At 45.2% G+C, this 24,047-nt stretch carries 21 protein-coding genes and 1 tRNA gene; 12 read left to right on the plus strand and 10 right to left on the minus strand.

What is annotated here, in order from left to right:
- Positions 1 to 227, plus strand: a 227-nt coding sequence (locus C234_RS0110390) for a transposase (RefSeq protein WP_154656409.1), incomplete at its 5' end; no start/stop codon positions are given.
- A 77-nt stretch (positions 228 to 304) separates the two neighbouring features.
- Here the strand turns inward: C234_RS0110390 and C234_RS0110395 are convergent.
- The 4 genes from C234_RS0110395 to C234_RS0110410 all read right to left on the minus strand — a co-directional run bounded on the left by C234_RS0110395 (position 305) and on the right by C234_RS0110410 (position 6,521).
- Positions 305 to 2,557, minus strand: a complete 2,253-nt coding sequence (locus tag C234_RS0110395; RefSeq protein ID WP_027325715.1) for a monovalent cation:proton antiporter family protein — start codon at positions 2,555 to 2,557, stop codon at positions 305 to 307.
- A gap of 7 nt (positions 2,558 to 2,564) precedes the next feature.
- The gene (gene gcvT / locus C234_RS0110400) at positions 2,565 to 3,650 is read right to left on the minus strand and encodes a glycine cleavage system aminomethyltransferase GcvT (RefSeq protein WP_027325716.1); all 1,086 of its coding nucleotides are present in this window, start codon (positions 3,648 to 3,650) and stop codon (positions 2,565 to 2,567) included.
- A gap of 126 nt (positions 3,651 to 3,776) precedes the next feature.
- Complete coding sequence (gene pepT / locus C234_RS0110405) at positions 3,777 to 5,000, minus strand: peptidase T (RefSeq protein ID WP_027325717.1); 1,224 nt, start codon at positions 4,998 to 5,000, stop codon at positions 3,777 to 3,779.
- 111 nt (positions 5,001 to 5,111) lie between these two features.
- Entirely contained in the window at positions 5,112 to 6,521 is a 1,410-nt protein-coding gene (locus C234_RS0110410; RefSeq protein ID WP_027325718.1) for an amidophosphoribosyltransferase, read from the minus strand.
- Positions 6,522 to 7,068: 547 nt separating this feature from the next.
- Here C234_RS0110410 and C234_RS0110415 point away from each other — a divergent pair.
- From C234_RS0110415 to C234_RS0110440, 5 genes are all read left to right on the plus strand, one after another.
- Positions 7,069 to 8,073: a hypothetical protein gene (locus tag C234_RS0110415; protein WP_027325719.1), complete on the plus strand. Its 1,005-nt coding sequence runs from the start codon at positions 7,069 to 7,071 to the stop codon at positions 8,071 to 8,073.
- A gap of 577 nt (positions 8,074 to 8,650) precedes the next feature.
- Positions 8,651 to 9,931: a phosphopyruvate hydratase gene (eno, locus tag C234_RS0110420; RefSeq protein ID WP_027325720.1), complete on the plus strand. Its 1,281-nt coding sequence runs from the start codon at positions 8,651 to 8,653 to the stop codon at positions 9,929 to 9,931.
- Positions 9,932 to 10,103: 172 nt separating this feature from the next.
- Positions 10,104 to 10,664: an RNA polymerase sigma factor gene (locus C234_RS0110430; RefSeq protein ID WP_027325721.1), complete on the plus strand. Its 561-nt coding sequence runs from the start codon at positions 10,104 to 10,106 to the stop codon at positions 10,662 to 10,664.
- Positions 10,661 to 11,089, plus strand: a complete 429-nt coding sequence (locus C234_RS0110435; RefSeq protein ID WP_027325722.1) for a hypothetical protein — start codon at positions 10,661 to 10,663, stop codon at positions 11,087 to 11,089. Before C234_RS0110430 ends, C234_RS0110435 begins: the two co-directional genes overlap by 4 nt.
- Positions 11,086 to 12,165 carry a hypothetical protein gene (locus C234_RS0110440; protein WP_027325723.1) on the plus strand — a complete coding sequence of 360 codons (1,080 nt, stop codon included), beginning with the start codon at positions 11,086 to 11,088 and terminating at the stop codon, positions 12,163 to 12,165. The genes C234_RS0110435 and C234_RS0110440 overlap by 4 nt, the downstream gene beginning before the upstream one ends.
- Before the next feature lie 88 nt (positions 12,166 to 12,253).
- Here C234_RS0110440 and C234_RS0110445 read toward each other — a convergent pair.
- Positions 12,254 to 12,327: transfer RNA gene (locus C234_RS0110445), tRNA-Thr, on the minus strand.
- Positions 12,328 to 12,642: 315 nt separating this feature from the next.
- Between C234_RS0110445 and C234_RS0110450 the strand changes: the two genes are divergently transcribed.
- The 6 genes from C234_RS0110450 (at position 12,643) to C234_RS0110475 (ending at position 17,194) form a co-directional block, all read left to right on the plus strand.
- Positions 12,643 to 13,194 carry a DUF4199 domain-containing protein gene (locus C234_RS0110450; RefSeq protein WP_027325724.1) on the plus strand — a complete coding sequence of 184 codons (552 nt, stop codon included), beginning with the start codon at positions 12,643 to 12,645 and terminating at the stop codon, positions 13,192 to 13,194.
- Between the two features lie 54 nt (positions 13,195 to 13,248).
- The gene (locus C234_RS0110455; protein ID WP_027325725.1) at positions 13,249 to 14,199 is read left to right on the plus strand and encodes a glycosyltransferase family 2 protein; all 951 of its coding nucleotides are present in this window, start codon (positions 13,249 to 13,251) and stop codon (positions 14,197 to 14,199) included.
- Between the two features lie 71 nt (positions 14,200 to 14,270).
- The gene (locus tag C234_RS0110460; protein ID WP_027325726.1) at positions 14,271 to 14,816 is read left to right on the plus strand and encodes a DUF6452 family protein; all 546 of its coding nucleotides are present in this window, start codon (positions 14,271 to 14,273) and stop codon (positions 14,814 to 14,816) included.
- Positions 14,758 to 15,555 carry a DUF6048 family protein gene (locus tag C234_RS0110465; protein ID WP_034537463.1) on the plus strand — a complete coding sequence of 266 codons (798 nt, stop codon included), beginning with the start codon at positions 14,758 to 14,760 and terminating at the stop codon, positions 15,553 to 15,555. The genes C234_RS0110460 and C234_RS0110465 overlap by 59 nt, the downstream gene beginning before the upstream one ends.
- Positions 15,556 to 15,561: 6 nt before the next feature.
- A complete protein-coding gene (locus C234_RS0110470) occupies positions 15,562 to 16,143 on the plus strand; it encodes a manganese efflux pump MntP (protein WP_027325728.1) in 582 nt (193 codons plus the stop codon).
- A gap of 34 nt (positions 16,144 to 16,177) precedes the next feature.
- On the plus strand, positions 16,178 to 17,194 hold the full coding sequence (locus C234_RS0110475; RefSeq protein WP_027325729.1) for an FAD:protein FMN transferase: 1,017 nt from the start codon (positions 16,178 to 16,180) through the stop codon (positions 17,192 to 17,194).
- Between the two features lie 178 nt (positions 17,195 to 17,372).
- On the opposite strand, the gene C234_RS0110480 is transcribed toward C234_RS0110475, so the two are convergent.
- The 5 genes from C234_RS0110480 to C234_RS0110500 all read right to left on the minus strand — a co-directional run bounded on the left by C234_RS0110480 (position 17,373) and on the right by C234_RS0110500 (position 23,972).
- Positions 17,373 to 19,079, minus strand: coding sequence for a serine protease (locus C234_RS0110480; RefSeq protein WP_027325730.1), 1,707 nt, complete (start codon positions 19,077 to 19,079; stop codon positions 17,373 to 17,375).
- An 11-nt stretch (positions 19,080 to 19,090) separates the two neighbouring features.
- Complete coding sequence (rlmB, locus tag C234_RS0110485; protein ID WP_034537472.1) at positions 19,091 to 19,813, minus strand: 23S rRNA (guanosine(2251)-2'-O)-methyltransferase RlmB; 723 nt, start codon at positions 19,811 to 19,813, stop codon at positions 19,091 to 19,093.
- A gap of 478 nt (positions 19,814 to 20,291) precedes the next feature.
- Entirely contained in the window at positions 20,292 to 21,953 is a 1,662-nt protein-coding gene (gene recN / locus C234_RS0110490; protein ID WP_027325732.1) for a DNA repair protein RecN, read from the minus strand.
- 13 nt (positions 21,954 to 21,966) lie between these two features.
- The gene (gene coaBC, locus C234_RS0110495) at positions 21,967 to 23,163 is read right to left on the minus strand and encodes a bifunctional phosphopantothenoylcysteine decarboxylase/phosphopantothenate--cysteine ligase CoaBC (RefSeq protein WP_027325733.1); all 1,197 of its coding nucleotides are present in this window, start codon (positions 23,161 to 23,163) and stop codon (positions 21,967 to 21,969) included.
- A gap of 29 nt (positions 23,164 to 23,192) precedes the next feature.
- Positions 23,193 to 23,972, minus strand: a complete 780-nt coding sequence (locus C234_RS0110500) for a 3'-5' exonuclease (protein WP_027325734.1) — start codon at positions 23,970 to 23,972, stop codon at positions 23,193 to 23,195.
- Positions 23,973 to 24,047: the final 75 nt, after the last annotated feature.

Here is a 24,047-nt window from a genome sequence, read left to right on the forward strand (position 1 = left end):
GGGCTTTGATGAGCGTCTCCGATAAGCTCTTGCTCAGAAAGAGGGCTATTATAGAAACCGTGAATGATGAGCTGAAGAATATTGCACAGATAGAGCATTCCAGACACAGATGCTTTGATAATTTCATCGTCAATCTGCTCGGTGCTATTGCTGCATATTGCTTGTTCCCAAAGAAGCCGTGCATCAATGTACAGAGGACACTGGATACACAACTTGCACTATTCTAAATTCGTCGAACTCACGTTAATATACGGAAAATCAATAGCCTTATTTTTATTCTGTATAAATTCTAACGGATTTTTCCTTATTGGTGCAAGAATAACTCATATATATCTTCTTTTTCACCCACTACCCAAACCACATCACCTTGCTCAAAGGGAGCATTTACGTCGGGACTCATAAGTACTCCGTCTTCGCGTTCGACACCGGCAACCAAACAACGGAACTTATCGCGTATTCCCGAATTTCGAACAGTTTTTCCCAAGAAAATGGAGTTTTCGTCAATCAAAAGCTGCTTCAACACCATTTCGCTTTTTTCGTACACATCAGTATCGATAGCCGCCCCGCTAGACATCGCCGAGCTAAATACATTGAGCAATTCGTCGGTACCTATGACCTGAATTTTATCGAAAGGAAAAAGACGAACCGAACCTCCCGGAATATTTATCCTTCTTTTTCCACGAAGGATTGAAACGATATGAATTCCGTATCTCTTACCGAAGTTCAAATCAGCCAGAGTTCGCCCTGCCCAAGGCGACTCTCCCGGTATTTCCATATCTGCCAGGTGCAAATCGTGCGACAACAAACGTCCCGCATAAGCCGGTTTTTTTTCTCCCAGATATTCAGCGCGTACTTCTCTTGAACGCAGGTTTTGAAAGAAACGGCGTTCAATCAAAATAGACTGCTTCTTCAGCCGGCGCGACCATACCATAAGCAAAACAGTCAACACCGCAACTCCAATCATCAGCCCGACAGAAGCCTTAAACAGGCCCGCTATAACAAAAGCGACAAACAAAGCGGCTATTACTACCCGAATAACAATGGTAGCAATCAGAGGCGCGCGGTTGGCACGATTATCATGCCACAAAGTCGTAAATTCAACCGAGTGGTTTTTCTTTACCATAATGGCACGCAGAAAAGGCGAAATACAGAGAATAATAAAAACAGCCCCCAATAACGAAGCCCAGAAATGAGGCAAACTATTTTTAAATAAAGGAACAACAAAACGAAAAGAGAGTGTGATAACCGAAATGCTGACAATAGAATAAACCACTGTAATGCGTGTCATAGCCAAGAGCAGATTTTTCCACAAACTTTCATGATTGAGTACGGTTTGTGACCCTGAAGAGTAGCGTCTCAACACTCTTTGCCACGATACCGGCAAATGATTGTCAACGAAAGTAGAGACCGGATCGGCTATACGAATCATGTATGGAGTAAGAAATGTGGTAATGACAGAAACTGCAACTACTACAGGGTACAGAAAATCACTCGTTACCCGCAAAGAAACCCCGAGAGAAGCGATAATAAAAGCAAACTCCCCGATCTGTGTCAAACTGAAACCGCACTGCATTGCCGTCTTCAGAGGTTTCCCCGACAAGATTACTCCCAGTGTCCCGAATACGGCTTGTCCCAGAATCACGGCAACAGTTATCACAAAAATAGGCAACGCATATCTTATGATCATTTCCGGATCTACCATCATTCCCACAGAAACAAAGAAAATAGCGCCGAAAAGGTCTTTCACGGGCTTCACCAATCGTTCGATAGACTCCGCTTCAATCGTCTCGGCCAAAATAGATCCCATGATGAACGCCCCGAATGCCGCAGAGAATCCGGTATGTGAGGCCAGTACCACCATACCGAAGCAAAGCGCCAATGAGGTAATCAGCAGAGTCTCTTCGCTCATCAGCTTTCTGGCACGCCTTAAAAGCAAAGGAATGAGATAAATGCCCACCACGAACCATAAAATGAGAAAGAAAACGAGTTTTGCGATGCTCCCCAGCATTTCGGAACCCTCGAAGTTATGACTGGCTGCCATCGTAGAAAGCATTACCATTAAGACAATAGCCAGAATATCTTCTAAAATCAAAATGCTCAAGACCAGGCCTGTAAATTGCTTCTTTCTTAATCCCAAATCATCAAAGGCCTTGTATATGATAGTAGTGGAAGACATCGCGATCATGCCGCCCAGAAAAAGACAATCCATGCGATGCCAACCAAAGCTCATTCCCACACCGATACCCAACAGTATCATGCAAAAGATAATCGTGCAGGCGGCTATGACAGCAGAGCCGCCTACTTTCACTATCTTCTTAAAACTAAACTCCAGACCGAGTGCGAACAACAAAAATATAACACCGATATCCGCCCATATCTTGATATTTGCAGTATCCATTACCGAAGGGGTAAAAGGCATATGGGGACTTGCCAGAAAACCGGCGACCACATACCCCAGCACCAAGGGTTGTTTCAACTTCTTAAACAGCAGTGTCATGACACCCGCACAAATCAAAATCAGCGCAAGGTCGGCTATAAGTGTAGGCAAATGAGACATGCAGGTTTTATTTTCTAAAAGGAGGCTTCACAACCATTGCTTTCAATTTCCGTCCGCGCAAATCTATATAGATTTCGGTTCCAGATTTACTGTATTCAGGTTTCACATATCCCAGTCCGATTCCTATTTTTCGAGTCGGAGACATGGTTCCGGAGGTTACAACTCCGATTTTTTCTCCTTCCGCATTTACCAAATCATAATCTTTGCGGGGGATTCCGCGGTCGATCATTTCGAATCCGACAAGCTTACGCAAAACTCCTTCCGCTTTTTGCTTCTCGAGCATCGGGCGATTGATGAAATTCTTACCTTCCACAAACTTAGTGATCCAACCCAACCCGGCTTCTATCGGCGAAGTTGTGTCATCCAGATCGTTGCCGTACAAGCAAAATCCCATTTCGAGACGCAATGTATCGCGGCAACCCAAGCCTACGGGTTTTATACCATACTCTTCACCGGCTTCAAAAACAGCATCCCATATTTTATCGGCGGCATCGGGATAGAAGTATAGTTCAAATCCTCCGGCGCCCGTATATCCGGTATTGGAAACGATGACATTCTTCTCTCCGGCAAATTCGAGTACCTTGAACGTGTAATAAGGTATGGATGCCAAGTCAATGTCTGTCAGTTTCTGCAAAGCCAGAATGGCTTTTGGCCCCTGCACGGCAAGTTGCGCCATGCGATCCGAAGCGTTTTCCAGCTCCGCGCCTTCCGTATTATGAGCAACACACCAATCCCAATCTTTTCGGATATTGGCGGCATTTACCACCAGCAGATACTTCTCCGGCTCGTACTGATACACCAGCAAATCGTCTACGATTCCGCCTTTATCATTGGGGAAACATGTATATTGCACCTTGCCGGGCGCAAGAGCGAAAACATCGTTCGATGTAATCTTCTGCAGGAAAGCCAATGCATTCGGTCCTTTCACCCAGAACTCTCCCATATGCGACACATCGAACACGCCTACGTCCTGACAAACCGTCAAATGTTCGTCGATGATACCGGAATATTCGATAGGCATGTTGTAACCTGCAAATTCATGCATTTTCGCGCCGAGCGCAATGTGTTTCTCTGTAAACGGAGTGGTTTTCATGATTTAAGTTTTTTGATTTTTGATTTTTAAGTTTATCTCATTGTTATCAGGGATCTTTATTACCGGCAAACAAACGGAACGCTGCCCCGAAACGCCGGAAAGCATCCCGTCCTACATTGTTCGCTATCAGCGGGCTGCTACCAGTTCGGCTATTTTCACAATCACTGCCATTGCTTTTTCCATGCTTTGCACGGGAATGAATTCGTAGCGCCCGTGAAAGTTCAGCCCCCCCGCAAAAATATTCGGACAAGGCAAACCTTTGAAAGAAAGTTGGGCTCCGTCCGTACCTCCCCGAATGGGTTTCACGTTCGGCTTCACACCAACCGCCTCCATCGCCGCGAAAGCGACATCGATGATGTGCATCACCGGCTCGATCTTCTCGCGCATGTTATAATATTGGTCACGCATCTCCAGAGTAGCCGTTGTTTCTCCGTACTCGGCATTGATCCGGGCAACGAATCGCTCCATTTCTTTCTTGCGATGTTCGAACTTATCACGGTCGTGGTCGCGGATAATATAACTTACCGTACTTTGTTCCACTTCGCCCTGAACACCGATGAGATGATAAAACCCCTCGTAGCCGGAGGTATGTTCGGGAGCTTCTTGTGCAGGCACCATTTCGATGAAACGTTGAGCGATCCGGATGGAGTTGATCATCTTGTTTTTGGCATAACCGGGATGTACGTTACGTCCTTGAAAAACTATTTTAGCAGAGGCCGCATTGAAGTTTTCAAACTCCAGCTCTCCAACTTCGCCGCCGTCCATCGTATACGCCCATTCGCAACCGAACTTTTCCACATCGAACTTATGCGCACCCAAACCGATTTCTTCATCGGGATTAAAGCCGACACGTATTTTCCCATGTTTAATTTCAGGATGCTCTTTCAAGAACTCCATAGCCGATATGATTTCGGCAATTCCCGCTTTATCATCAGCTCCCAACAAAGTTTTGCCATCGGTCACAATCAAATCTTCTCCCTTATGGGCAAGCAATTCGGGGAACTGCGCAGGAGAAAGAACAATGTTTCCTTCTGCGGAAAGAGCAATGTCTGTCCCGTCATAATTTTCGACGATACGCGGAGAAACATCCTTGCCCGTCATGTCGGGGCTGGTGTCCATGTGGGAAATAAATCCGATGACCGGCACTTCTTTCTCAACGTTCGACGGCAGAGTGGCAAACAGATAACCGTGTTCATCCAACGTTATTTCTTCTAAACCTAAAGCCTCTAATTCGGCTTTCAGATATTCCGCAAACACCATTTGCTTGGGAGTACTGGGGGTAACGCCAGTCGACTCGTCAGACTGCGTATCGAAGCTTACGTACTTCAAAAATCTATCTACTAAGTTCATGTGATCTCTATTAAAATTAAGCGTTTTATATGTTTACAATGCCGTAAAGTTAGTAAAAGAGCTGTGAACTGACAAGCAATTCACAGCTCTTTTTTATAATGAGACTGTTCGTTAAAAATGGCTGCTGGCATCGAAACAGTGTGTGCATACTTTGCATTTAGGCAACCCGATTGCTTCTATCAAAGTTTCCAGCGTATTGAATTTCAAAGTAGTGAGACCGAAACGTTCGGCAATAATCCCTACCATTTTTTTATATTCGGGTGAATCGGTCGTTGCGTATTTTTCAAGATTCTTATTTTCGTCCCCTTCCAACTCTTTGATTATCCGGCGAGTAATCAGTTCCAAGGCATTCTTGGAAGCCGTAAATCCTAAGAACGGACAAGTGTAGATCAAAGGCGGACAAGCGATACGCATGTGAATTTCTTTTGCTCCATAATCATACAACACTTTTACATTGTCGCGCAACTGTGTACCCCGAACGATGGAGTCGTCGCAAAACAGCAAACGTTTGCCCTGCAACATGGAACGATTCGGTATGAGTTTCATTTTAGCCACAAGCGAGCGGAGTTCCTGAGTGCCCGGTGTAAAGCTGCGAGGCCACGTAGGCGTATATTTCGAAATGGCCCGATGATACGGAATACCTTTCCCTTCGGCATACCCCAACGCCATACCGACTCCCGAATCGGGGATGCCGCAAGCGCAGTCCACCTCCGATTCATCTTTTCGTCCCATCTTCACGCCGCTGTTGAAACGTACTTCTTCCACATTAATTCCTTCATAGCATGAAGTAGGAAAGCCGTAATACACCCAAAGAAAAGAACAGATCTGCATTTCTTCGCCGGGTTTTCGGAGCTGTTCCACACGATCGGAGTAAAGACGGATAATCTCTCCCGGTCCCAAAAACGTTTCTATTTCATAGCCGAGATTCGGGAAACAGGTCGACTCACTGGAAACAGCATACGCTCCTTCTTTCTTTCCAATCACTACAGGTGTGCGCCCCAAGCGATCACGGGCTGCGATCACACTGCCGTCTTCAGTCAACAAAAGCATGGAGCATGAACCTTTGATGTATTTGAAAACATTCTCGATGCCTTCGACAAAAGTTTTCCCCTGAATGATGAGCAAAGCTACCAACTCCGTAGGATTGGTATTTCCCATACTCAGCTCCGCAAAGTGCATATTCTTCTTCAGCAGTTCCTCTTCCAGTTCGGCAAGATTGGCTATTTTAGCTACGGTAACAATAGCGAAGCGTCCCAGATGAGAGTTGATAACGATAGGCTGTGCATCTGTGTCACTGATGATACCAATACCGGCATTTCCCTTGAAGTCGACAAGTTCACCTTCAAACTTAGAGCGAAAATATGCACTTTCCAGGTTATGAATGGAACGGATAAATCCCTGTTCCTCACTATACGTTGCAAGTCCTCCCCGCTTGGTTCCCAGATGCGAATTATAATCTGTACCGTAGAATAAATCAGTCACGCAGTTTTTTTTCGAGACTGTTCCGAAAAAACCTCCCATGTTATTTGTTTCTCTTGTTTATATTTTCAATATCCTCGTAAAACGATATTTTTAAAAAGATGGTACAAAAGTATAAAAAAGAATTTGTCCTGTAAAAAAAGTAACCTGCGAAGTTTCAGATTTTCCGTTCAGTTTTTTCACATAAAGAAAAAAGGCAAAGAAATTACCATCAAAATTAAAGAAAAACCAAATATCTATGTTCGTTTTCTTGCAAATTTCTAGAAAAAATCCTATTTTCGAGATCTATGATTAAGAAGTGTAGCAATGTAGATGATATTTTCTTGTTGCATCGAGTATCATTAAAGTTTGAATATTAATCAATAGTAAAAAGAATATGAGGAGCTCTCAAAAAACTGATCATAGCAATGGCAAACCTCTTCGGTTTGGTCGATGAGGATATCTATGATGTTATGATTAACAGATCGGATGAGATGAACCATATCTACGATATTTGCAAATTAAAACTAGCAGGTTGAACTTGCGAAACTTAAATCAATAAAGGACTAAATCTTTTATTTCTATATTGTTTAATTCAAATTTATGCATCATGAAAAAGAAAATGTTATTATTGCTCTTAATTACAGTTTGTTGTGCTTGTGATAACTCTAAGCATTCAATTTTGGATAATGTTCAACTTGAAGTGAATAGCACTGCTCAAATGTTTCAAACTTTCAATGATTCTCTTCTCAACGCACCCCATTCTTCAACTGATTATGTCTCAACTAGAGGTTTCTGGGATTCATTTAAAAAAGCGTTAATTGTTACCGGGGCTGACATTGCGGGTGCAGGTGCAGGTATTTCGGCAACGAAAGAAATTGCAGGATTAATAGGGATAGCGACTGGAGGTACAGGTGGGGTTGTTGCCTGTGCTGTAGGAGGAATTATATGCGGAGCAGGTGCTTCTTTTGCTGCTTTTGATGCTGTTGCCAATAAAGCCTCTATATCAAACTTTTCTTCTAGCATACTTATGAATGCATATGCTCAAATAAAAGAAGAAAAAATTACTTATATTAAATTGGACTTTCCTGAAAAATTCAAATATATTAATATTATGGGCGGCTTACATAATTCAATCTTAGAATATACAAATGAAACTCCAGCTATCATTACGAGATGCTCAACAACGACCAATCCGGCAATACAACTGGACAATGAAAGTCTTTTGGTACACGAAAGCCTTCAAACTACTACAAATGTAGTTTCTAATGATTATCAGAAAATGGAAAGTGCAGTATTAAAAAATGAGCACTTTTCTCAATTATGTGACAATGTTATGAATGAAGTCTCGACCTCTTATGTTAATAATACATTTGAAAGTAGTACTCTTTTTGAAGATACTAATACATTATTAACTGAAAACGAAAAAATTATATATGATTTATATACAGAAATATATAATACTTATCCTAGCAATATAAATGAAGTAATTTTTATTGCAAATAGTTATATTAAGAGGATAGAGAGGTTGGAAAATTTAACGGATACAGAAAAAGAAAAACTATATATGATGATTTCTGTATCTGTTAATAGTGCCTATTTCTGGAACAAGTAAGTAACTCTTATGAAAGACAATGTTTGGCATAGAATTATGAAATTATTCCTATACTGGAGTTTTTTGGGGATTATAACAACGTTTCATGGTACTTTTTTCATTGTGATCACAATAGTTTTAGGTTTCATAATTATTGGATTAACAATCAAACAGTTGTTTCTAAAAAGAAAAAACTAACAATGTTCTTCTTCAAATTGGCACTATAAAATCTTTTGTGTAAATGGGAAATACTGCCGTTAAGGATGATACATTACTCTTCGCACTGCAACAGCTTACTCTTTTTATAGTAAAAGTTATTCGTCTGCCGATTGTGTCCCATTCGTCTTTCGTCTGTGTTTTATTCGTCTCTCATTCGGCAGACGAATAAAACACAGACGAAAGACGAATGAATTGTTTAAGGGAACGTCTTGATTTTACTAATGCAACGAAAACAAAAACTCTCTTTTACCGTTATTTATATAGCGCGACTAACCATATATAATGAAAGCGAACGAAGACAATACCTATTTATAGTGATTTGCACCTCGCTGTTTAGCCCGTACTTTTGCAAGAAGTTTTATTAAAAACAATAGAAACGATGAAAATAGAAAAGATTGTAGCCCGGGAGATTCTCGATTCGAGAGGCAATCCCACAGTAGAAGTGGATGTAATGTTGGAATGCGGTGTGATGGGACGCGCGTCTGTCCCGTCAGGTGCTTCCACAGGTGAACATGAAGCGCTAGAACTCCGCGACGGCGACAAAGGCCGTTATTGCGGAAAAGGCGTACAAAAAGCGGTTGAAAACGTGAATAAACTGATTGCTCCGAAACTGGCGGGCATGTCGTCACTCAACCAACGCGCCATCGACCATGCCATGCTGGCTTTGGACGGCACGCCGACGAAATCGAACTTGGGAGCCAACGCCATTCTCGGTGTATCTTTGGCAGTAGCCAAAGCCGCCGCCAACTATCTGGACATTCCTCTTTACCGTTACATCGGCGGAACAAACACATACGTAATGCCTGTTCCGATGATGAATATCATCAACGGAGGTTCGCACAGCGACGCTCCTATTGCCTTTCAGGAGTTTATGATTCGCCCTGTAGGCGCTTCTTCTTTCAAAGAAGGGCTGAGAATGGGCGCCGAAGTTTTCCATGCCTTGAAGAAAGTGTTGAAGGACCGCGGACTGAGTACGGCCGTAGGTGATGAAGGTGGCTTCGCTCCCGAACTGGAAGGAACAGAAGATGCCCTGAACTCTATTCTCGCCGCTATCAAGGCAGCCGGATACGAACCGGGCAAAGACATCATGATCGGTATGGACTGCGCTTCTTCGGAATTCTACAAAGACGGCATCTACGACTACAGCAAGTTTGAAGGCGCCAAAGGCAAGAAACGTACGGCAGAGGAGCAAATCGACTTCCTTGAAGAACTGATCAACAAGTATCCCATCGACTCCATCGAAGACGGCATGAGCGAAAATGACTGGGACGGATGGAAGAAACTGACAGAGCGCATCGGTGACCGTTGTCAGCTGGTGGGCGATGACCTGTTCGTAACCAATGTGGACTTCCTGGCAAAGGGTATTGAAAAAGGTTGTGCCAACTCTATCCTCATCAAAGTAAACCAGATTGGTTCGCTGACAGAAACGCTGGATGCCATCGACATGGCTCACCGCCACGGCTATACGTCCGTTACTTCGCACCGTTCCGGCGAAACCGAAGACGCTACGATTGCGGATATCGCCGTAGCAACCAACAGCGGACAAATCAAGACCGGTTCGCTGAGCCGTTCAGACCGTATGGCGAAGTACAATCAATTGCTCCGCATCGAAGAAGAGCTCGGCGATTTAGCTGTGTACGGATATAAGAGAATCAAGTAAATCCGCTTCTCCTCACATTAGAAGAAGATAAATCTATCGATTATATTCTTCAGACTGCCTCCTGTCAAAAAAGACGGAGGCAGTTTTTTTATATATTTCGTATATTTGAGCGTTCTGCAATCGACTTGTCGCATTTTACCGCGTATCATATAATAGAGAAGAACAAAAAACGATGAATCAGGAAAAAATACAAGAGCTGATAGACCGTGGGAGGAAAGGAGACAAAAAAGCATTCGCTTGTTTGGTTGCCGAATACCAAGCATTGGTATTTGGGTTTGCTTTCCGGTTACTTTGCAACGAAGAAGAAGCCAGAGACGCCGTACAAGAGACTTTCATAAAAGTATGGCTCGCTTTGAAAACATACGACAGAGCATACCGATTTTCCACTTGGATCTATAAAATAGCTTCCAACACCTGCTACGACCGCTTACGTTCATACCATCGTTTTCCCATAGAACCGGAACATTCTTTTGCCTCCGTTACAAACATTCCATCGGGCGATGACATCGAGGAAAACCTCCACAACCGACAATTGAAAGAGCTCATTTTGCGATACACCGGCGAGTTGCCTCCCCGACAAAGACAAATTTTCATTCTGCGCGACGTCGAAGAACTCGAAGTGCAGGAAGTAGAAGCCATCACCGGATTATCTGCCGAAAAGATAAAAAGCAATTTATATCTGGCTCGGAAAAATATACGCGAAAAAATGAATCAACTATCTATGGACATATGAAAGAGAAAAAAGAACAATATGAAATCTGGCTGTCCGAAATCAGAAACAGACAGCCTGTGGTAAAGAATCCGGAGGAGCTGATAAAAAGTATTTCCGACGCTATTTCCCGCACAGATGAGAAATGCAAGAAGCGGAAGCTTTTTCTTACCGCAAGTTGGATAGCGGGCATAGCCGCAACACTATTGATATTGCTGTTTGTCCATGGCGTTTGCTTCCCTCCGCTTTCGCTCGATATAGAGAAACAAAGCATACAAAACTACAGGAGAAGCAATCCGGGCATTTCTTTACCGACCAATTGGCAAAAGATGAAACTTGTGGAAAAAAACTCTTACCTGTGGGAGCGATATGCACAGCAGCACAAACTGCGCGAAACACAGAAAAAAATCTTTTTAAAAGAAAACCGTTTAAAACAGGAGGACAGATGAAAACGAATATTCTTATCACAGCTACATTGTTATGCCTTATGGTTTCGTGCGACACTCACTACCGGATGGTTTCACGAATAGCGGGCGACGGAAGCATGTATAGAGAGGTGTACACACATACCGATTCGGTTCGCCAAACAAAAGAAGGGGTCCACAATCCATTTCTGTTTCAAACAGGAGCCAATTGGCAAGTAGAAGGTTTGGATTCCGGCATTGTATTCGATTTTTGGGGAGCACAAGAGAAATTGAATATAAAAGCATATAGAAAAATCTCCGCAGTAAACGGACAATGCTTTTCCGTATCTAAGGACAAAGAATATGCGTATCCATTGGCAGTTCCGCAAGAACAACTAAAAAAAAGATTCAAATGGTTTTATACCTATTATACATATACGGCTACCTACAAAGAACTTCCCGACAAAGGTCCGGTTCCTCTCGACAACTATTTGAACAAAGCGGAACAAACTTTATGGCTTCGAGGAGACAATACATTCTATACCAGTTTAAACGGCATGGAAGCAAACGAGCATTTGAGCCATATCGAATCGAAGTTCATGGCATGGTATATCCGAAACCTTTATGAAATCAGTAGTGAAGTCATTCGTCACTTCGCGCTCGCCCAAAACGATACCACATATACGCATCAATGGGAAAAGCTGAAAGAAGTTGTTTACAAAAAGCATCTGGAAGGAGTAGATCAGTTGGAAAAAACAGCACCTGAAGCAATATGTGGTTTTCTCGATCAAACCTGCCAAACAGACTATTTCTCCCGACTTTATAAGGTCAAACAAGAAGAAATAGAGACAACGTATGAAAAAAGAATCGGTTTCATCAATGTCTTCTATCACAATATACGATTCGAGCTAATCATGCCCGGCAAGCTTATTTCCTCCAATGCCGGGATTATAGACAAAGATACGGCCGTCTGGCGAGTAAACGCTTTCCGCCTTTTGGCAGGCGATTATATGCTTACAGCCAAGTCGAGAGTGGTTAACTATTGGGCATTCGGGATTACATTACTTATAATACTGGCAGCCTTAGGTGTTTTCATAACATTATACAGGCGGTGCACATAAAAAAACAGTTTACATAAAAAAGAAGAGAGAAGAAAATAACGGAATAATACGAAAAAAGCATCCCGATACATTCGGAATGCCTTTTTTGAGCCTCTTGTCGGATTCGAACCAACGACCCCGAGATTACAAATCACGTGCTCTGGCCAACTGAGCTAAAGAGGCGGGTGGGTAAGCTGACTATATCGCGCCGCTACAACCAACTACCTTTGCTGCGATCAAGCCCTGGAGGATTCGAAGGGAGCTGGCCGTATAGGACTTACCCGTTTTGCGGTTGCAAAGGTAGACATTTTTCTTTAAATTGCAATACCTTTCGTTCATTTTTTCATCTTTTATAAACTAATCAATTACTTTTCAACCGATTAAAGAAAATAAAACTCTCTCAATGCCCTTTAATATCTGTCTGTCAACTTTAATAAGCATATTTTTCTCATCAACCGATATTATTTGTATCTTTGTGCCCTATTCAAATAATTAAAGATGACAGAGAACAGAAGCCATTTACAAAAATATGCCATGCATTTCGGCACCTATATGGGAGTGTATTGGATACTGAAATTCACCTTATTCCCCTTAGGATTCCATATTCCTTTCCTCTCTCTTTTATTCATAGTGCTTACTCTGGCTGTCCCATTCATCGGCTACCATTATGCCAAAACATATCGGGATAAAATATGCGGAGGAGTAATCACTTTCACCCATGCCCTTCTCTTCAGCTTATTCATGTACATGTTTGCTTCATTGCTTGTCGCAGTAGCACATTACGTTTACTTGCAATTCATTGACCATGGATTTATTATCAATTCCTATGCTCAGCTATGGGAAGAGTTGGTGATAAAAACACCCGCTTTGGCAGAACATAAAGAAATAGTAGAGGAAACAATCAATACAGTAAGTTTGCTCACCCCCATCAATATCACCATGCAACTTTTATCGGGCAATCTGTTTTGGGGGAGTATATTGGCCATTCCTACCGGATTGATGGTGATGAAAAAAAAGCAACCGGGTAACAGCAAATTGCCACATAATTAATTCCCTTGCAACTCACGTTTTCTAGAAATAAACGAATAAACAGTAATTAGCCCAATGGATATATCAGTTGTAATCCCATTATTCAATGAAGAAGAATCGCTTCCCGAACTATATGCTTGGATAGAACGAGTAATGAATGCCAACGGCTTCTCATTCGAAGTAATCTTTGTAAATGATGGAAGCACAGACCATTCGTGGAACGTGATAGAAAAACTTAAAGCAAATTCTGATCACGTAAAAGGAATCAAGTTTCGCCGTAACTATGGCAAATCACCTGCTTTGTTCTGTGGATTTAAGGAAGCGAAAGGCGATGTCGTAATCACAATGGATGCCGACTTGCAAGACAGTCCGGACGAAATACCCGAGCTATATCGCATGATTGTTGAAGATGGTTTCGATTTGGTTTCGGGATGGAAGCAAAAGAGATATGATCCGTTGTCGAAAACGCTGCCTACCAAACTTTTCAATGCTACAGCACGCAAAGTATCGGGTATAAAAAATTTGCACGACTTTAACTGCGGTTTGAAAGCTTATCGAAAGGAAGTGGTGAAAAACATCGAAGTATATGGCGAGATGCATCGTTACATTCCCTATTTGGCAAAGAATGCCGGATTCAAGAAGATTGGTGAAAAAGTAGTACATCATCAGGCACGAAAATACGGAACGACTAAATTCGGGCTAAACCGCTTTGTAAACGGATATCTCGATTTGCTTTCTCTTTGGTTTCTCTCGAGATTCGGAATCAAGCCGATGCACTTTTTCGGTTTATTAGGCTCACTGATGTTTATTATCGGTGTGATCTCGGTCATCGTTGTAGGAGCCAGTAAACTATATGCCATGTATAACGGACTTTCTTACCGATTGGTAACCGATTCTCCTTATTTCTATCTGTCACTTACGGCCATGATTATTGGAACTCAACTGTTTCTTGCCGGATTCTTAGGCGAGTTAATTTCACGTAACTCTCCGGAACGGAACAAATATCAAATAGAAAAGATAATTTAAAAATTATTCGTGGCGACAAGAAGATTGTGGATTATGGATTATAACTTAATAATTGGTACACTGTAATTATGATGAAAAACCTAACTTATCTATTGCTGTGTTTGCTCATCTTCCCGGGCATTATGATTATCAACGGATCGTGCTCGGACGAGAATGACTGTTCACTGACCGGACGCCCGATGATGTACTGTGCACTATACACCATCGACCCTGAGACACAAAAGGTTCTGAAGGACACACTCGAACAACTCACTGTTACCGCTTTGGGAACCGATGAAGTGATTATCAACCAAGAAAAGAATGTACACAAATTACAGCTTCCTTTACGATATACCGGTAACACTACGGTATTTGTTTTTCATTACGATCCTGCACAACCCTCTCTCTATACAGATACATTGTATATCACCCAACAAAACACTCCCTACTTTCAGTCGATGGAATGCGGCTATATGATGAAACAAAGCATTCTTACTGCCCAAATAACAAATGGAAAACAAGCCGACCAACCGGAGAAAATGGAGTCAGTGGAAATAAAAAACAAAGAAGCTAACACCAATGAGATACAGAATTTGCAGATTTTCTATAAGTACCGCGATCGTGCCGAGACTAATTAGTTTTCTGATCATCTTATGGATAGGCCTTCCGGCGACCGGACAACAACGTTACCAGAACCCGACGCCTAAAAGAGACCAAAAGAATAAGAAAAAAGAAGTTGCAGCAGTCGATACCATTCCGTTATATAACGGTATATATATGGGTGTCGACTTGTATGGCATGGGCGCAAAACTTTTAGGGAGCGACTTTATCAGCTCCGAAATCAGCGTAAACATCAATCTTAAAAACAAGTTTATCCCTGCTTTTGAGTTTGGTATGGGAGCCACAGACACATGGAACGAAACGGGAATACATTACAAAAATAAACCATCGCCTTTCTTCCGCATAGGTATAGACTACAACACAATGGCGAAGAAAGCAGACAAAAGCAGCTTTCTTTACGCAGGATTCCGTTATGCTTTCAGTTCTTTTAAATACGATGTATCAAGCATGCCCGTCGATGATCCGATTTGGGGAGACGAACTTCCGAATCCCGCACTTGAAGATGAGATCTGGGGCGGAAGCGCTCCTTTCGACTATCAGGGAATGAAGGGATCTATGCAATGGTTGGAATTCGTATTGGGAGTAAACGTTCGCATATACAGGAACTTTCACATGGGGTGGACTCTCCGGATGAAATACAAAACGACGGTTTCTTTCGAAGAAAACGGCAACCCATGGTACATACCCGGTTATGGCAAATACAAATCGAACAATATGGGAATAACATATTCTCTTATCTATAAACTGCCTTTTTAAACAACAATGAGAGGATTGGAAATATGGCTGCTTGCAATAGGCTTGGCGATGGATTGTTTCGCTGTATCTATTGCAAACGGAATTCTGTTGAAACGTATCCGATGGAAACCGATGTTGGTTACGGCTTTTTCATTCGGGCTGTTTCAAGCCGTCATGCCTTTCATCGGCTGGATGTGCGCCCGAACATTCAGCCACTTGATAGAAAGCATAGATCATTGGATCGCATTTATTATCCTCGCATTTCTGGGAGGAAGAATGATTTACGAATCTTTCAAAAACGAAGAATGCCGATATGAATTCGACCCTACAAGTTTAAAACTGATATTTACCATGGCTGTAGCAACCAGTATAGATGCTTTGGCAGTCGGTATTTCATTTGCCTTTTTGGGGATTCGAGATTACAAGGCAATCGTCCCTCCTACCCTTATTATCGGTTTAGTTTCATTCATTATGTCTCTTATCGGAGCATCTTTCGGCATTCTATGCCGAAACGGATATGCCCGAAAAATAAAAGCAGAACTATGGGGCGGGATTATTCTTATCTTTATCGGAATTAAAATATTAATCGAACACCTATATTTACAATAAAAAGAATATCTTCTAAATAATAAAAACAACAGGTATGAAAAGTAAGAAAAGTTTTCTCTGGTTGGCTTTCCTGATTTTGGCAAGCATATGGATATTAGTTAGAAAAAACCGTGAAGCAGATTACAAAAGCATCACCGGGCTTATATTCGGCACTGTATACAATATTACCTACCAAGACCGAAACGATCTCAAACCCGAGATTGAAGCTGAATTGAAACGGTTCGACCAATCGCTCTCGACTTTTAACGACAGCTCAATCATCAGCCGAATCAACCGTAACGAGGACGTTGTAGCAGACAGCCTTTTCTTGAATTGCTTCAACCGTTCTCTTGAAATCTCGCGCGAAACCGAAGGGGCTTTCGATATCACGGTAGCACCCTTGGTCAATGCATGGGGATTCGGATTCAAAAAAGGGAATTTTCCGGATTCATGCACGATAGATAGTTTACTACAAATCACCGGCTTCCGGAAAGTTGAGCAGAGAGAAGGAAAAATCATCAAACAAGATCCCCGGGTGATGCTCGATTGCAGTGCTATAGCCAAAGGATATGCAGTAGATGTAATAGCAGATTTCCTCAACAGGAAAGGCATAAAAAATTTCATTGTAGATATTGGCGGGGAAGTCGTGGTGAAAGGCAAGAACCCCAAGAACGGATTATGGAGAGTAGGTATCAACAAACCGATAGACGACTCTTTATCAGCAAAACAAGAGATTCAAACAATTCTGGAGCTAACCGACCTCGGCATGGCTACATCGGGCAACTATCGTAATTATTATTACAAAGACAAGAAAAAATACGCCCATACTATCGACCCGCTGACCGGCAATCCGGTACAGCACAGCCTTCTATCTTCAACCGTAGTTGCCAAAGACTGCATGACGGCAGACGCGCTTGCCACAGCTTTCATGGTTATGGGATTAGAAAAAGCCATGGTTTTCTGTCAAACTCATCCGGCAATCGAAGCCTGTTTTATTTATAGCGACGAAAATGGGGAGTTAAAAACTCACTTTACGGAAGGAATGAAGAAGTTTGTATCCGTTGCTAAATAAGTCGGATCTTCATCATACCGACCAATCGGTTCCTTCACAAATCAATCTCTTCGCGCGGCATTAAGCGACTAAGCTTTCATGCCGCACGAAGAGACCGTTTTACCCAAATCCGTTATTGAAATATTTATCGATAACGACTTATAGCCGCAATAACAGCTCGGGGCTTGCCCGTAATCCGTTATTTGCAGTATTTACCAATCAGATCATCCGTATTCGTATCGCCCAGTTCTTTGGCTTTCTTAAAGTTGGCGCAAGCCTCATCCATGCGCTTCAGCTGCACAAGGCAAACCCCTATCAGACGGTAAGCTTCGGCATACTGGGGTTCCGCTTTCAGCACACGGTTGAGCATCTCTATGGCTTCTTCATAGCGACCTACCCGCAGATTGATCACCGCCTGATCTACCTGATAAGCCAATTCTTTGGGATTCAATTCCACCGCCTTCGCTATATCGTCCAACGCTCGTTGGTACTGACGGGCTTTCATGGCTGCCTGATGGCGGTAATAATAAAAAAGGTCGTTCACAGTGCCGTTCACCGCCTTATGGTATGCGTCGTAATCAGCCAGCGCGTCCCTTCCCCGTTCGGCGTTCATGTACATCGCCGCCCGTTCGAGCAGATAAGGAGCCTCATCGGCGGTGACCGGCTGCGGGCAACGAGCAATGCAACTGTCCATCAATGCTATTACCTCTTTCGGATCGGCTTTCAACAACTCTTTCGTTTTAGCAGCGCTAAAGAAAGTGGCGGGCGAAGCAAGATTGCCGGCATTCACCCTCTCGTAGCAGGCCAATGCCCCCGCATAATCCTGTTTTGCAAACAGGATATCCCCTTCCAACTGAACGTAAACGGGCAGATCGTTGATAGCCCGCGCTTCACGCACATTCGCCAGCGCCGTGTCGTATGTCCAGTCTTTATACGTTTCCTCAGGCTTGCCCAACCGGTAGCCATACTGTAGCTTGGCGATGCCGTAATACACATCATCTTTCTTTCCGGCAGTCTTCAACGCCCGTTCCATATCCGCCGAAGCTTTATCGAGCAGCGAGGGATCGTTCTGCGCGTTTCCCGCATAGTAATTCGCTCGACGCATATAGCCGTCCGCGCTGTTGGGATACTGAAGCACAAAATCATCAAGCACCGCCTCATACTCCGGAGCAGAAAGTTGCGTAGACGCCATAAACAGATACACCAACGCCTGATCCTCCGTGTCGGGCAGTCCCTTGCGGATGCCGATGCTTCTCAGCGTAGCGTCTGCCAATGACAGAGCGTTGGTTTTCTGCGCCATCGCAAAGTCTGTCCCTACGGCATAAGACACGGTAGCAGTATCCGCTCCCGATGATTTTTGGGCAATGCCGAACACGCGACCGGCGGCATCGACCACCGGACAGCTCACCATTTTCTCTTTCAAAGGCAGATCCAGCGTATAGTAATGATATTCCCCGCCGACTTTGCTCACCTCTTTCACCTTACCCGAAACACAGGCAATGCTTTTCTGCGTAGAATAAGGAAGCAACCATACAGCCGCCCCCTCAGCGGGCATATCCTCTGCCGGTTTCAACGCCGGCACTTTCTTGCCGACAATATCGACGCGGAATTTAACGACATCGTACATGTCATCCGCCCCCAGAATCCGGCCGACGGGCATCTGCTTTCCTTCGGCAGAGATGATAACGGCACGCTCCGCACCTTTGAAAAGTGTGTAGTCGGACAAAGCCAACCCCTCTTCCGATACGAAAAAACCGTTGCCGGTATTCAGGATTTTACCCTCTTTATCGTAAGTCACTACCGAAAAAACCGCTTGTTTCGCCTTTTCCACCCATTTGGGAGTTTGCGCGTGGCTCCCCTCCGCCAAGAAGAGAAGCACAAGAGGCAACACCAATAACTTTCTCAACTTTATCATAATCATTCCATTCTTTGTTTCACAGCTTCATAAATCAATATACCGGCAGCTACCGATACGTTCAGCGATTCGATACTCCCCAGCACCGGAATCTTCACCCATTCATCGCACAAGGCCAGATTATCGTACGAAACTCCTGTATCCTCTGCTCCCATGATGATGCACAGCGGACCTTTGTAATCAGCTTTCGAGTAGTCGTAGTCGCCTTTTTCGGTGGCAACCACAATGCGGAAACCACTATCCTTGAGGTATTGCAAGGTAGTGCGTAGGCTCTGTTCACGGCACACGGGAAGCGTATGCAACGCCCCGGCCGAAGTCTTCACGGCATCGGCATTTACCGTCACACTTCCGCGCGCGGGAATAATCACGGCATCCACAGCCGCGCACTCGCAAGTGCGGGCAATAGCTCCGAAATTGCGCACATCGGTCACACCGTCGAGCATCACGAAGAAAGGGTTCTTTCCCTCTTCAAACAAGAACGGCACGAGGTCTTCCGTCTTCTGATACGTCACGGAAGAGATGAAAGCGACCACTCCCTGATGATTTTTCCGGGTGATACGGTTGATCCGCTCCACCGGTACGCGCTGAACGGGAATCAGCGTTCCCTTCAGAGCGGCAAACAGTTCTTTCGACAAATCGCTTTGTATATCCTTCTTTACCAGAATCTTGTCTATCTCTTTTCCCGCCTGAACCGCTTCTATCACGGCACGTACGCCGAATATCATCTGCGGTTCCTCATGGCTGCGAAGCTCCCCTTTCACCTCTTTCGAGGATCCGGCAGACGAGTTACTTTTGTTGTTTCTTTTATATTCCATATATCTATATCCTTAATTTTTTATTATTTCACTCTTACCGGACCATTTGTCCGCAGCCTCTCAAAGTGTTGTTCTTGCGGCAGGCGGATTTTCCGGCTACCGAAACAAGATCCTGGCTTTCAGCAGGTTGAAAGGAAGACCATTATCACCTCACTGCAAATACATCGCCGGCAACATCTTACACCGGATTTACACAAAGGGCCTCCCGCTTTCATCAAAAAGGAGAGTCAGTCTCAACACACTGCAAATACCTGCCTGACAACATTCTGCATCAGCTCCTTCGAAAGACTTCCCGCTCTCATCAAAAAAGAAGAAGCCGGCCTCCTCCCCTCTGCATACGAACCCGGAATCTGCGAAAAAACATATCGCTTTTGAGGACTTTCAATCCCTAACCGAGTTTCAACAATGCTCTCGCGTTATCGAGCGCGGCGTCCGTCAACGTCGCCCCGCTCAGCATGTGCGCGATTTCCTCTACCCTTTCTTCATCGGTCAGCCTGCGGATGTGGCTGTTTGTTTCCGTATCGCTGTCTTTCTTATATACTTTGTAGTGCGCCGAACCCCGCGCCGCTATCTGCGGCAAATGCGTAATGCTGATCACCTGACGGTTGCTGTCGCCCATCTCCTGCATAATATCCGCCATGCGGTCGGCTATCTCGCCGGAGACTCCGGTATCTATTTCATCGAATATGATCGTTGGAAGCTTCACGGCTCCCGCAATCATCGCCTTGACGGAAAGCATCACACGAGCTATCTCGCCCCCCGAAGCCACGGAAGAGATATTCTGCAACAAACCGTTCTTGTTGGCAGAAAACAAAAACGCCACCGTATCCTCCCCCTGCATGCCGGGCTCTTTCCTGAGTCCCATCTCCACTTGGAAACGTACGTTGGGCATACCCAACGGAACGAGCCGAGCAGCCAACTGCCTCTCCGCCTCACGGGCAGCTTCCGTGCGCGAGCGAGTCAGCAACGCCGCCTGCGCCTTCACTTGTCCGTACTGCGAGTCGCGAAGCGCGGTAAGCTCCGCAATGCGGTCGTCATACGAAGTGATGTCCGACAACCTCTTACGGTATTCGTCCGCCAGCGCCATCAACTCCTCCAGCGTTTGCACCCGGTGCTTCTGCTGCAACGAATAAATCAGGTTCAAACGTTCGTTCGCCTCTGCGAGCCGTTCGGGGTCGAACTCCACATTCTCCGCCCGTGACGATATTTCCTGCGAAAGGTCTTTCAGTTCGATGTAAGCGCTTTCCATACGCCCGTGCAATTCTTCGGCGGGCTGATACACCTTCCGCAAACCATGCAGTGTGTTCAGGTTTTCCTTCAACAGAGAAAGCATCCCTCCCTCATCCGAAGCGAACATCTGTTCAATGCCGTAAAGCCCCGCCTTGATTTCTTCGGCATGGCTCAGCAATTCCACCTCCTGTTCCAATAATTCCTGCTCCCCTTCCGTCAAACGGGCTTCATCGAGCTGCTCCAATTGGAAACGGATATAATCCTCGTCCGCCCGGTTCTGTCCGGCAAGCGCATGCAGTTCCGCCAATTCGCGCTCCGTCCGTTTCCATTCTCCGTACAGCGAACGGTACTTCTCCAACACGGCGTCATTGCGCGCCAATATATCGAGCACATTCAACTGGAAACCCTCCTGATTGAGCAACAGGTTCTGATGCTGTGAATGCACATCGATCAAGAGTTCGCCCAACTCCTTCATCTGTGCCAGTGAAGCCGGCGTATCGTTGATGAACGCCCTGCTCTTGCCGGAAGCCTGAACTTCGCGGCGCAAAATACACTCCCCGTCGTACTCCAGTTCGTTTTCTTCGAAGAAAGGACGCATCCCGTAGGCGGAAATGTCGAAACGCGCCTCGATGACACACTTCGACGCACCCAGACGGATGGCTTTCACATCGGCACGCTGGCCGAGCAGTAAGCCGATGGCTCCCAGCATGATGGATTTTCCCGCTCCCGTTTCGCCCGTAACAACCGAAAAACCGGAATCGAAACCGATATCCAGCTTTTCTATCAACGCATAATTTTGGATGTATAATGAACGTAACATACACTCTGCACCGTTAGAACGACTTTACCAAACGGTCTATAATATCCCGCGCCACTTCTTTTTTGCTCTTCAAAGGATAATCCGTCCGCCCCTCCCTGTCGATGATGCTGATGCGGTTGGTATCGTGCCTGAAGCCCGCGCCCGCATCGTTGAGCGAATTGAGCACGATGAAGTCGAGGTTCTTGCGCTCGAGCTTTCCTTCGGCGTTCCGCTGTTCGTCATCGGTCTCAAGGGCAAAGCCCACCAGCAGTTGGTTTTCCTTTTTCTCCCGTCCCAGACAGGCGGCGATATCCTTTGTCGGCTGAAGATGAAGCGTCAGCTCTCCCTCCTTTTCCCGTTTTATCTTCTTACCCGCTGCCTCAACGGGACGGAAATCCGCCACTGCCGCACAGAGAATAGCCGCGTCCGACTCCCGGAAATGCTCCGAAGCGGCTTCGTACATTTCGGCCGCCGACTCCACATCGATCCGGCGAATGCGCGAATGACGCGCCTGCATCTGCACGGGGCCCGCAATCAACGTTACGTCGGCTCCGCGACGGGCACACTCTTCGGCGAGGGCAAAACCCATCTTACCGGAAGAGTAATTGCCGATAAAGCGGACAGGGTCTATCTTTTCGCAGGTCGGACCTGCCGTAATCATCACCTTCTTGCCTTGCAATTCGGGCGTGGCGGAGAAAAATTCATCCAGAACACGAATGATGTTTTCGGGTTCCTCCATCCGCCCCTTTCCCACCAAGTGGCTGGCCAGTTCGCCCGTACCCGGTTCGATGATACGGTTGCCATAAGAACGCAGTGTATCGAGATTCTTTTGTGTGGAAGGATGCGCGTACATGTCGAGATCCATAGCCGGCGCCACGAACACGGGCGCTTTGGCTGAGAGATAAGTCGTAATCAGCATATTGTCGGCAATTCCGTTCGCCATCTTGCCGATGGTGGCTGCCGTGGCAGGCGCAATCACCATTGCGTCCGCCCATAAACCCAGATCGACGTGACTGTTCCAAGTCCCGTCGCGCTGAGCGAAAAACTCGCTGATCACCGGTTTGCTCGTCAACGCCGAAAGAGTAATGGGCGTTATAAATTCTTTTCCTGCCGGAGTAATAACGCCCTGTACCTCCGCGCCCTCCCTGATGAGCCCGCGAATAAGGTAACAGGCTTTATAAGCGGCAATACTCCCGGAAATTCCGAGAATGATCTTTTTTCCTTTAAGCATTTTCAGTTCGCAGTTTTACGTTCTCCGGTTCATTTCGTAATCAGATTGCTCATTTCACGCAAACGTATCTTCGTAAGCATCGCCTTCGTGTGGAGCGTAAAGTCGCTCCCCAGTATCCACCCGTAATATCCGGGATCTTTCTTCAACACCTCGGCTACGGGCATTCCCTTGTACTTTCCGAAGTTGAATACCTCCACCCCGTTGTCGTCGTAAACCATCCGTCCGGCAAAATCCACATTCCGCGTAAAGTTGGAGTACTCCGCCAGAAACGCCATATCGTTCTGAAGTTCGGGGTAGCGGTCGAGCTGTGCTTTCAGCACCTCATAGGTCGCCCGTGTGTCGGCTTCCGCCGTATGAGCGTCCTCCAGACTCTTGTTGCAGTAAAACTTATAAGCGGCGGAAAGCGTGCGTTGCTCCATCTTGTGGAAAATGACCTGCACGTCGATGAATTTACGCTTCGACATGTCGATGTCCACTCCCGCGCGCAAGAACTCCTCCGCCAGTACGGGAATGTCGAAGCGGTTGGAGTTGAATCCCGCGAGGTCGCACCCCTCTATATCCCGGGCAATGTTCTTCGCTACGGCTTTAAAAGTGGGGCAGTCGGCCACATCGGCATCATAAATGCCGTGTACGGCGGAGGCTGACTCCGGAATAGGCATTTCGGGGTTGATGCGCATCGTTTTCGATTCTTCGTTGCCGTTGGGATATACCTTGAGATAACAGATTTCAACGATACGATCTGTATTAATGTTGGTTCCGGTGGTTTCCAGATCGAAAAAAATGATCGGGTTCTTCAGATTTAGCTTCATATTCGGGTATTTGATTTTATGCTCTTATCAGAGCAACGCAGAGTTCCGCTAAAGAGGAAAGGGCTGATGACCGGA

This window comes from Bacteroides pyogenes DSM 20611 = JCM 6294 (genome assembly GCF_000428105.1).
In the GTDB taxonomy this organism is placed as follows: Bacteria; Bacteroidota; Bacteroidia; order Bacteroidales; family Bacteroidaceae; genus Bacteroides; species Bacteroides pyogenes.

Coding starts and splice junctions, on each gene's coding strand:
- C234_RS0110430 (WP_027325721.1), top strand. CDS start 10,104: ATGAATCAGGAAAAAATACAAGAGCTGATAGACCGTGGGAGGAAAGGA.
- rlmB (WP_034537472.1), bottom strand. CDS start 19,813: ATGATATTCGGCGTACGTGCCGTGATAGAAGCGGTTCAGGCGGGAAAA.
- C234_RS0110500 (WP_027325734.1), bottom strand. CDS start 23,972: ATGAAGCTAAATCTGAAGAACCCGATCATTTTTTTCGATCTGGAAACC.
- C234_RS0110410 (WP_027325718.1), bottom strand. CDS start 6,521: ATGGGAGGTTTTTTCGGAACAGTCTCGAAAAAAAACTGCGTGACTGAT.
- C234_RS0110455 (WP_027325725.1), top strand. CDS start 13,249: ATGGATATATCAGTTGTAATCCCATTATTCAATGAAGAAGAATCGCTT.
- C234_RS0110435 (WP_027325722.1), top strand. CDS start 10,661: ATGAAAGAGAAAAAAGAACAATATGAAATCTGGCTGTCCGAAATCAGA.
- C234_RS0110415 (WP_027325719.1), top strand. CDS start 7,069: ATGAAAAAGAAAATGTTATTATTGCTCTTAATTACAGTTTGTTGTGCT.
- gcvT (WP_027325716.1), bottom strand. CDS start 3,650: ATGAAAACCACTCCGTTTACAGAGAAACACATTGCGCTCGGCGCGAAA.
- pepT (WP_027325717.1), bottom strand. CDS start 5,000: ATGAACTTAGTAGATAGATTTTTGAAGTACGTAAGCTTCGATACGCAG.
- C234_RS0110440 (WP_027325723.1), top strand. CDS start 11,086: ATGAAAACGAATATTCTTATCACAGCTACATTGTTATGCCTTATGGTT.
- C234_RS0110450 (WP_027325724.1), top strand. CDS start 12,643: ATGACAGAGAACAGAAGCCATTTACAAAAATATGCCATGCATTTCGGC.
- C234_RS0110470 (WP_027325728.1), top strand. CDS start 15,562: ATGAGAGGATTGGAAATATGGCTGCTTGCAATAGGCTTGGCGATGGAT.
- C234_RS0110460 (WP_027325726.1), top strand. CDS start 14,271: ATGAAAAACCTAACTTATCTATTGCTGTGTTTGCTCATCTTCCCGGGC.
- C234_RS0110465 (WP_034537463.1), top strand. CDS start 14,758: ATGAGATACAGAATTTGCAGATTTTCTATAAGTACCGCGATCGTGCCG.
- eno (WP_027325720.1), top strand. CDS start 8,651: ATGAAAATAGAAAAGATTGTAGCCCGGGAGATTCTCGATTCGAGAGGC.
- coaBC (WP_027325733.1), bottom strand. CDS start 23,163: ATGCTTAAAGGAAAAAAGATCATTCTCGGAATTTCCGGGAGTATTGCC.
- recN (WP_027325732.1), bottom strand. CDS start 21,953: ATGTTACGTTCATTATACATCCAAAATTATGCGTTGATAGAAAAGCTG.
- C234_RS0110475 (WP_027325729.1), top strand. CDS start 16,178: ATGAAAAGTAAGAAAAGTTTTCTCTGGTTGGCTTTCCTGATTTTGGCA.
- C234_RS0110395 (WP_027325715.1), bottom strand. CDS start 2,557: ATGTCTCATTTGCCTACACTTATAGCCGACCTTGCGCTGATTTTGATT.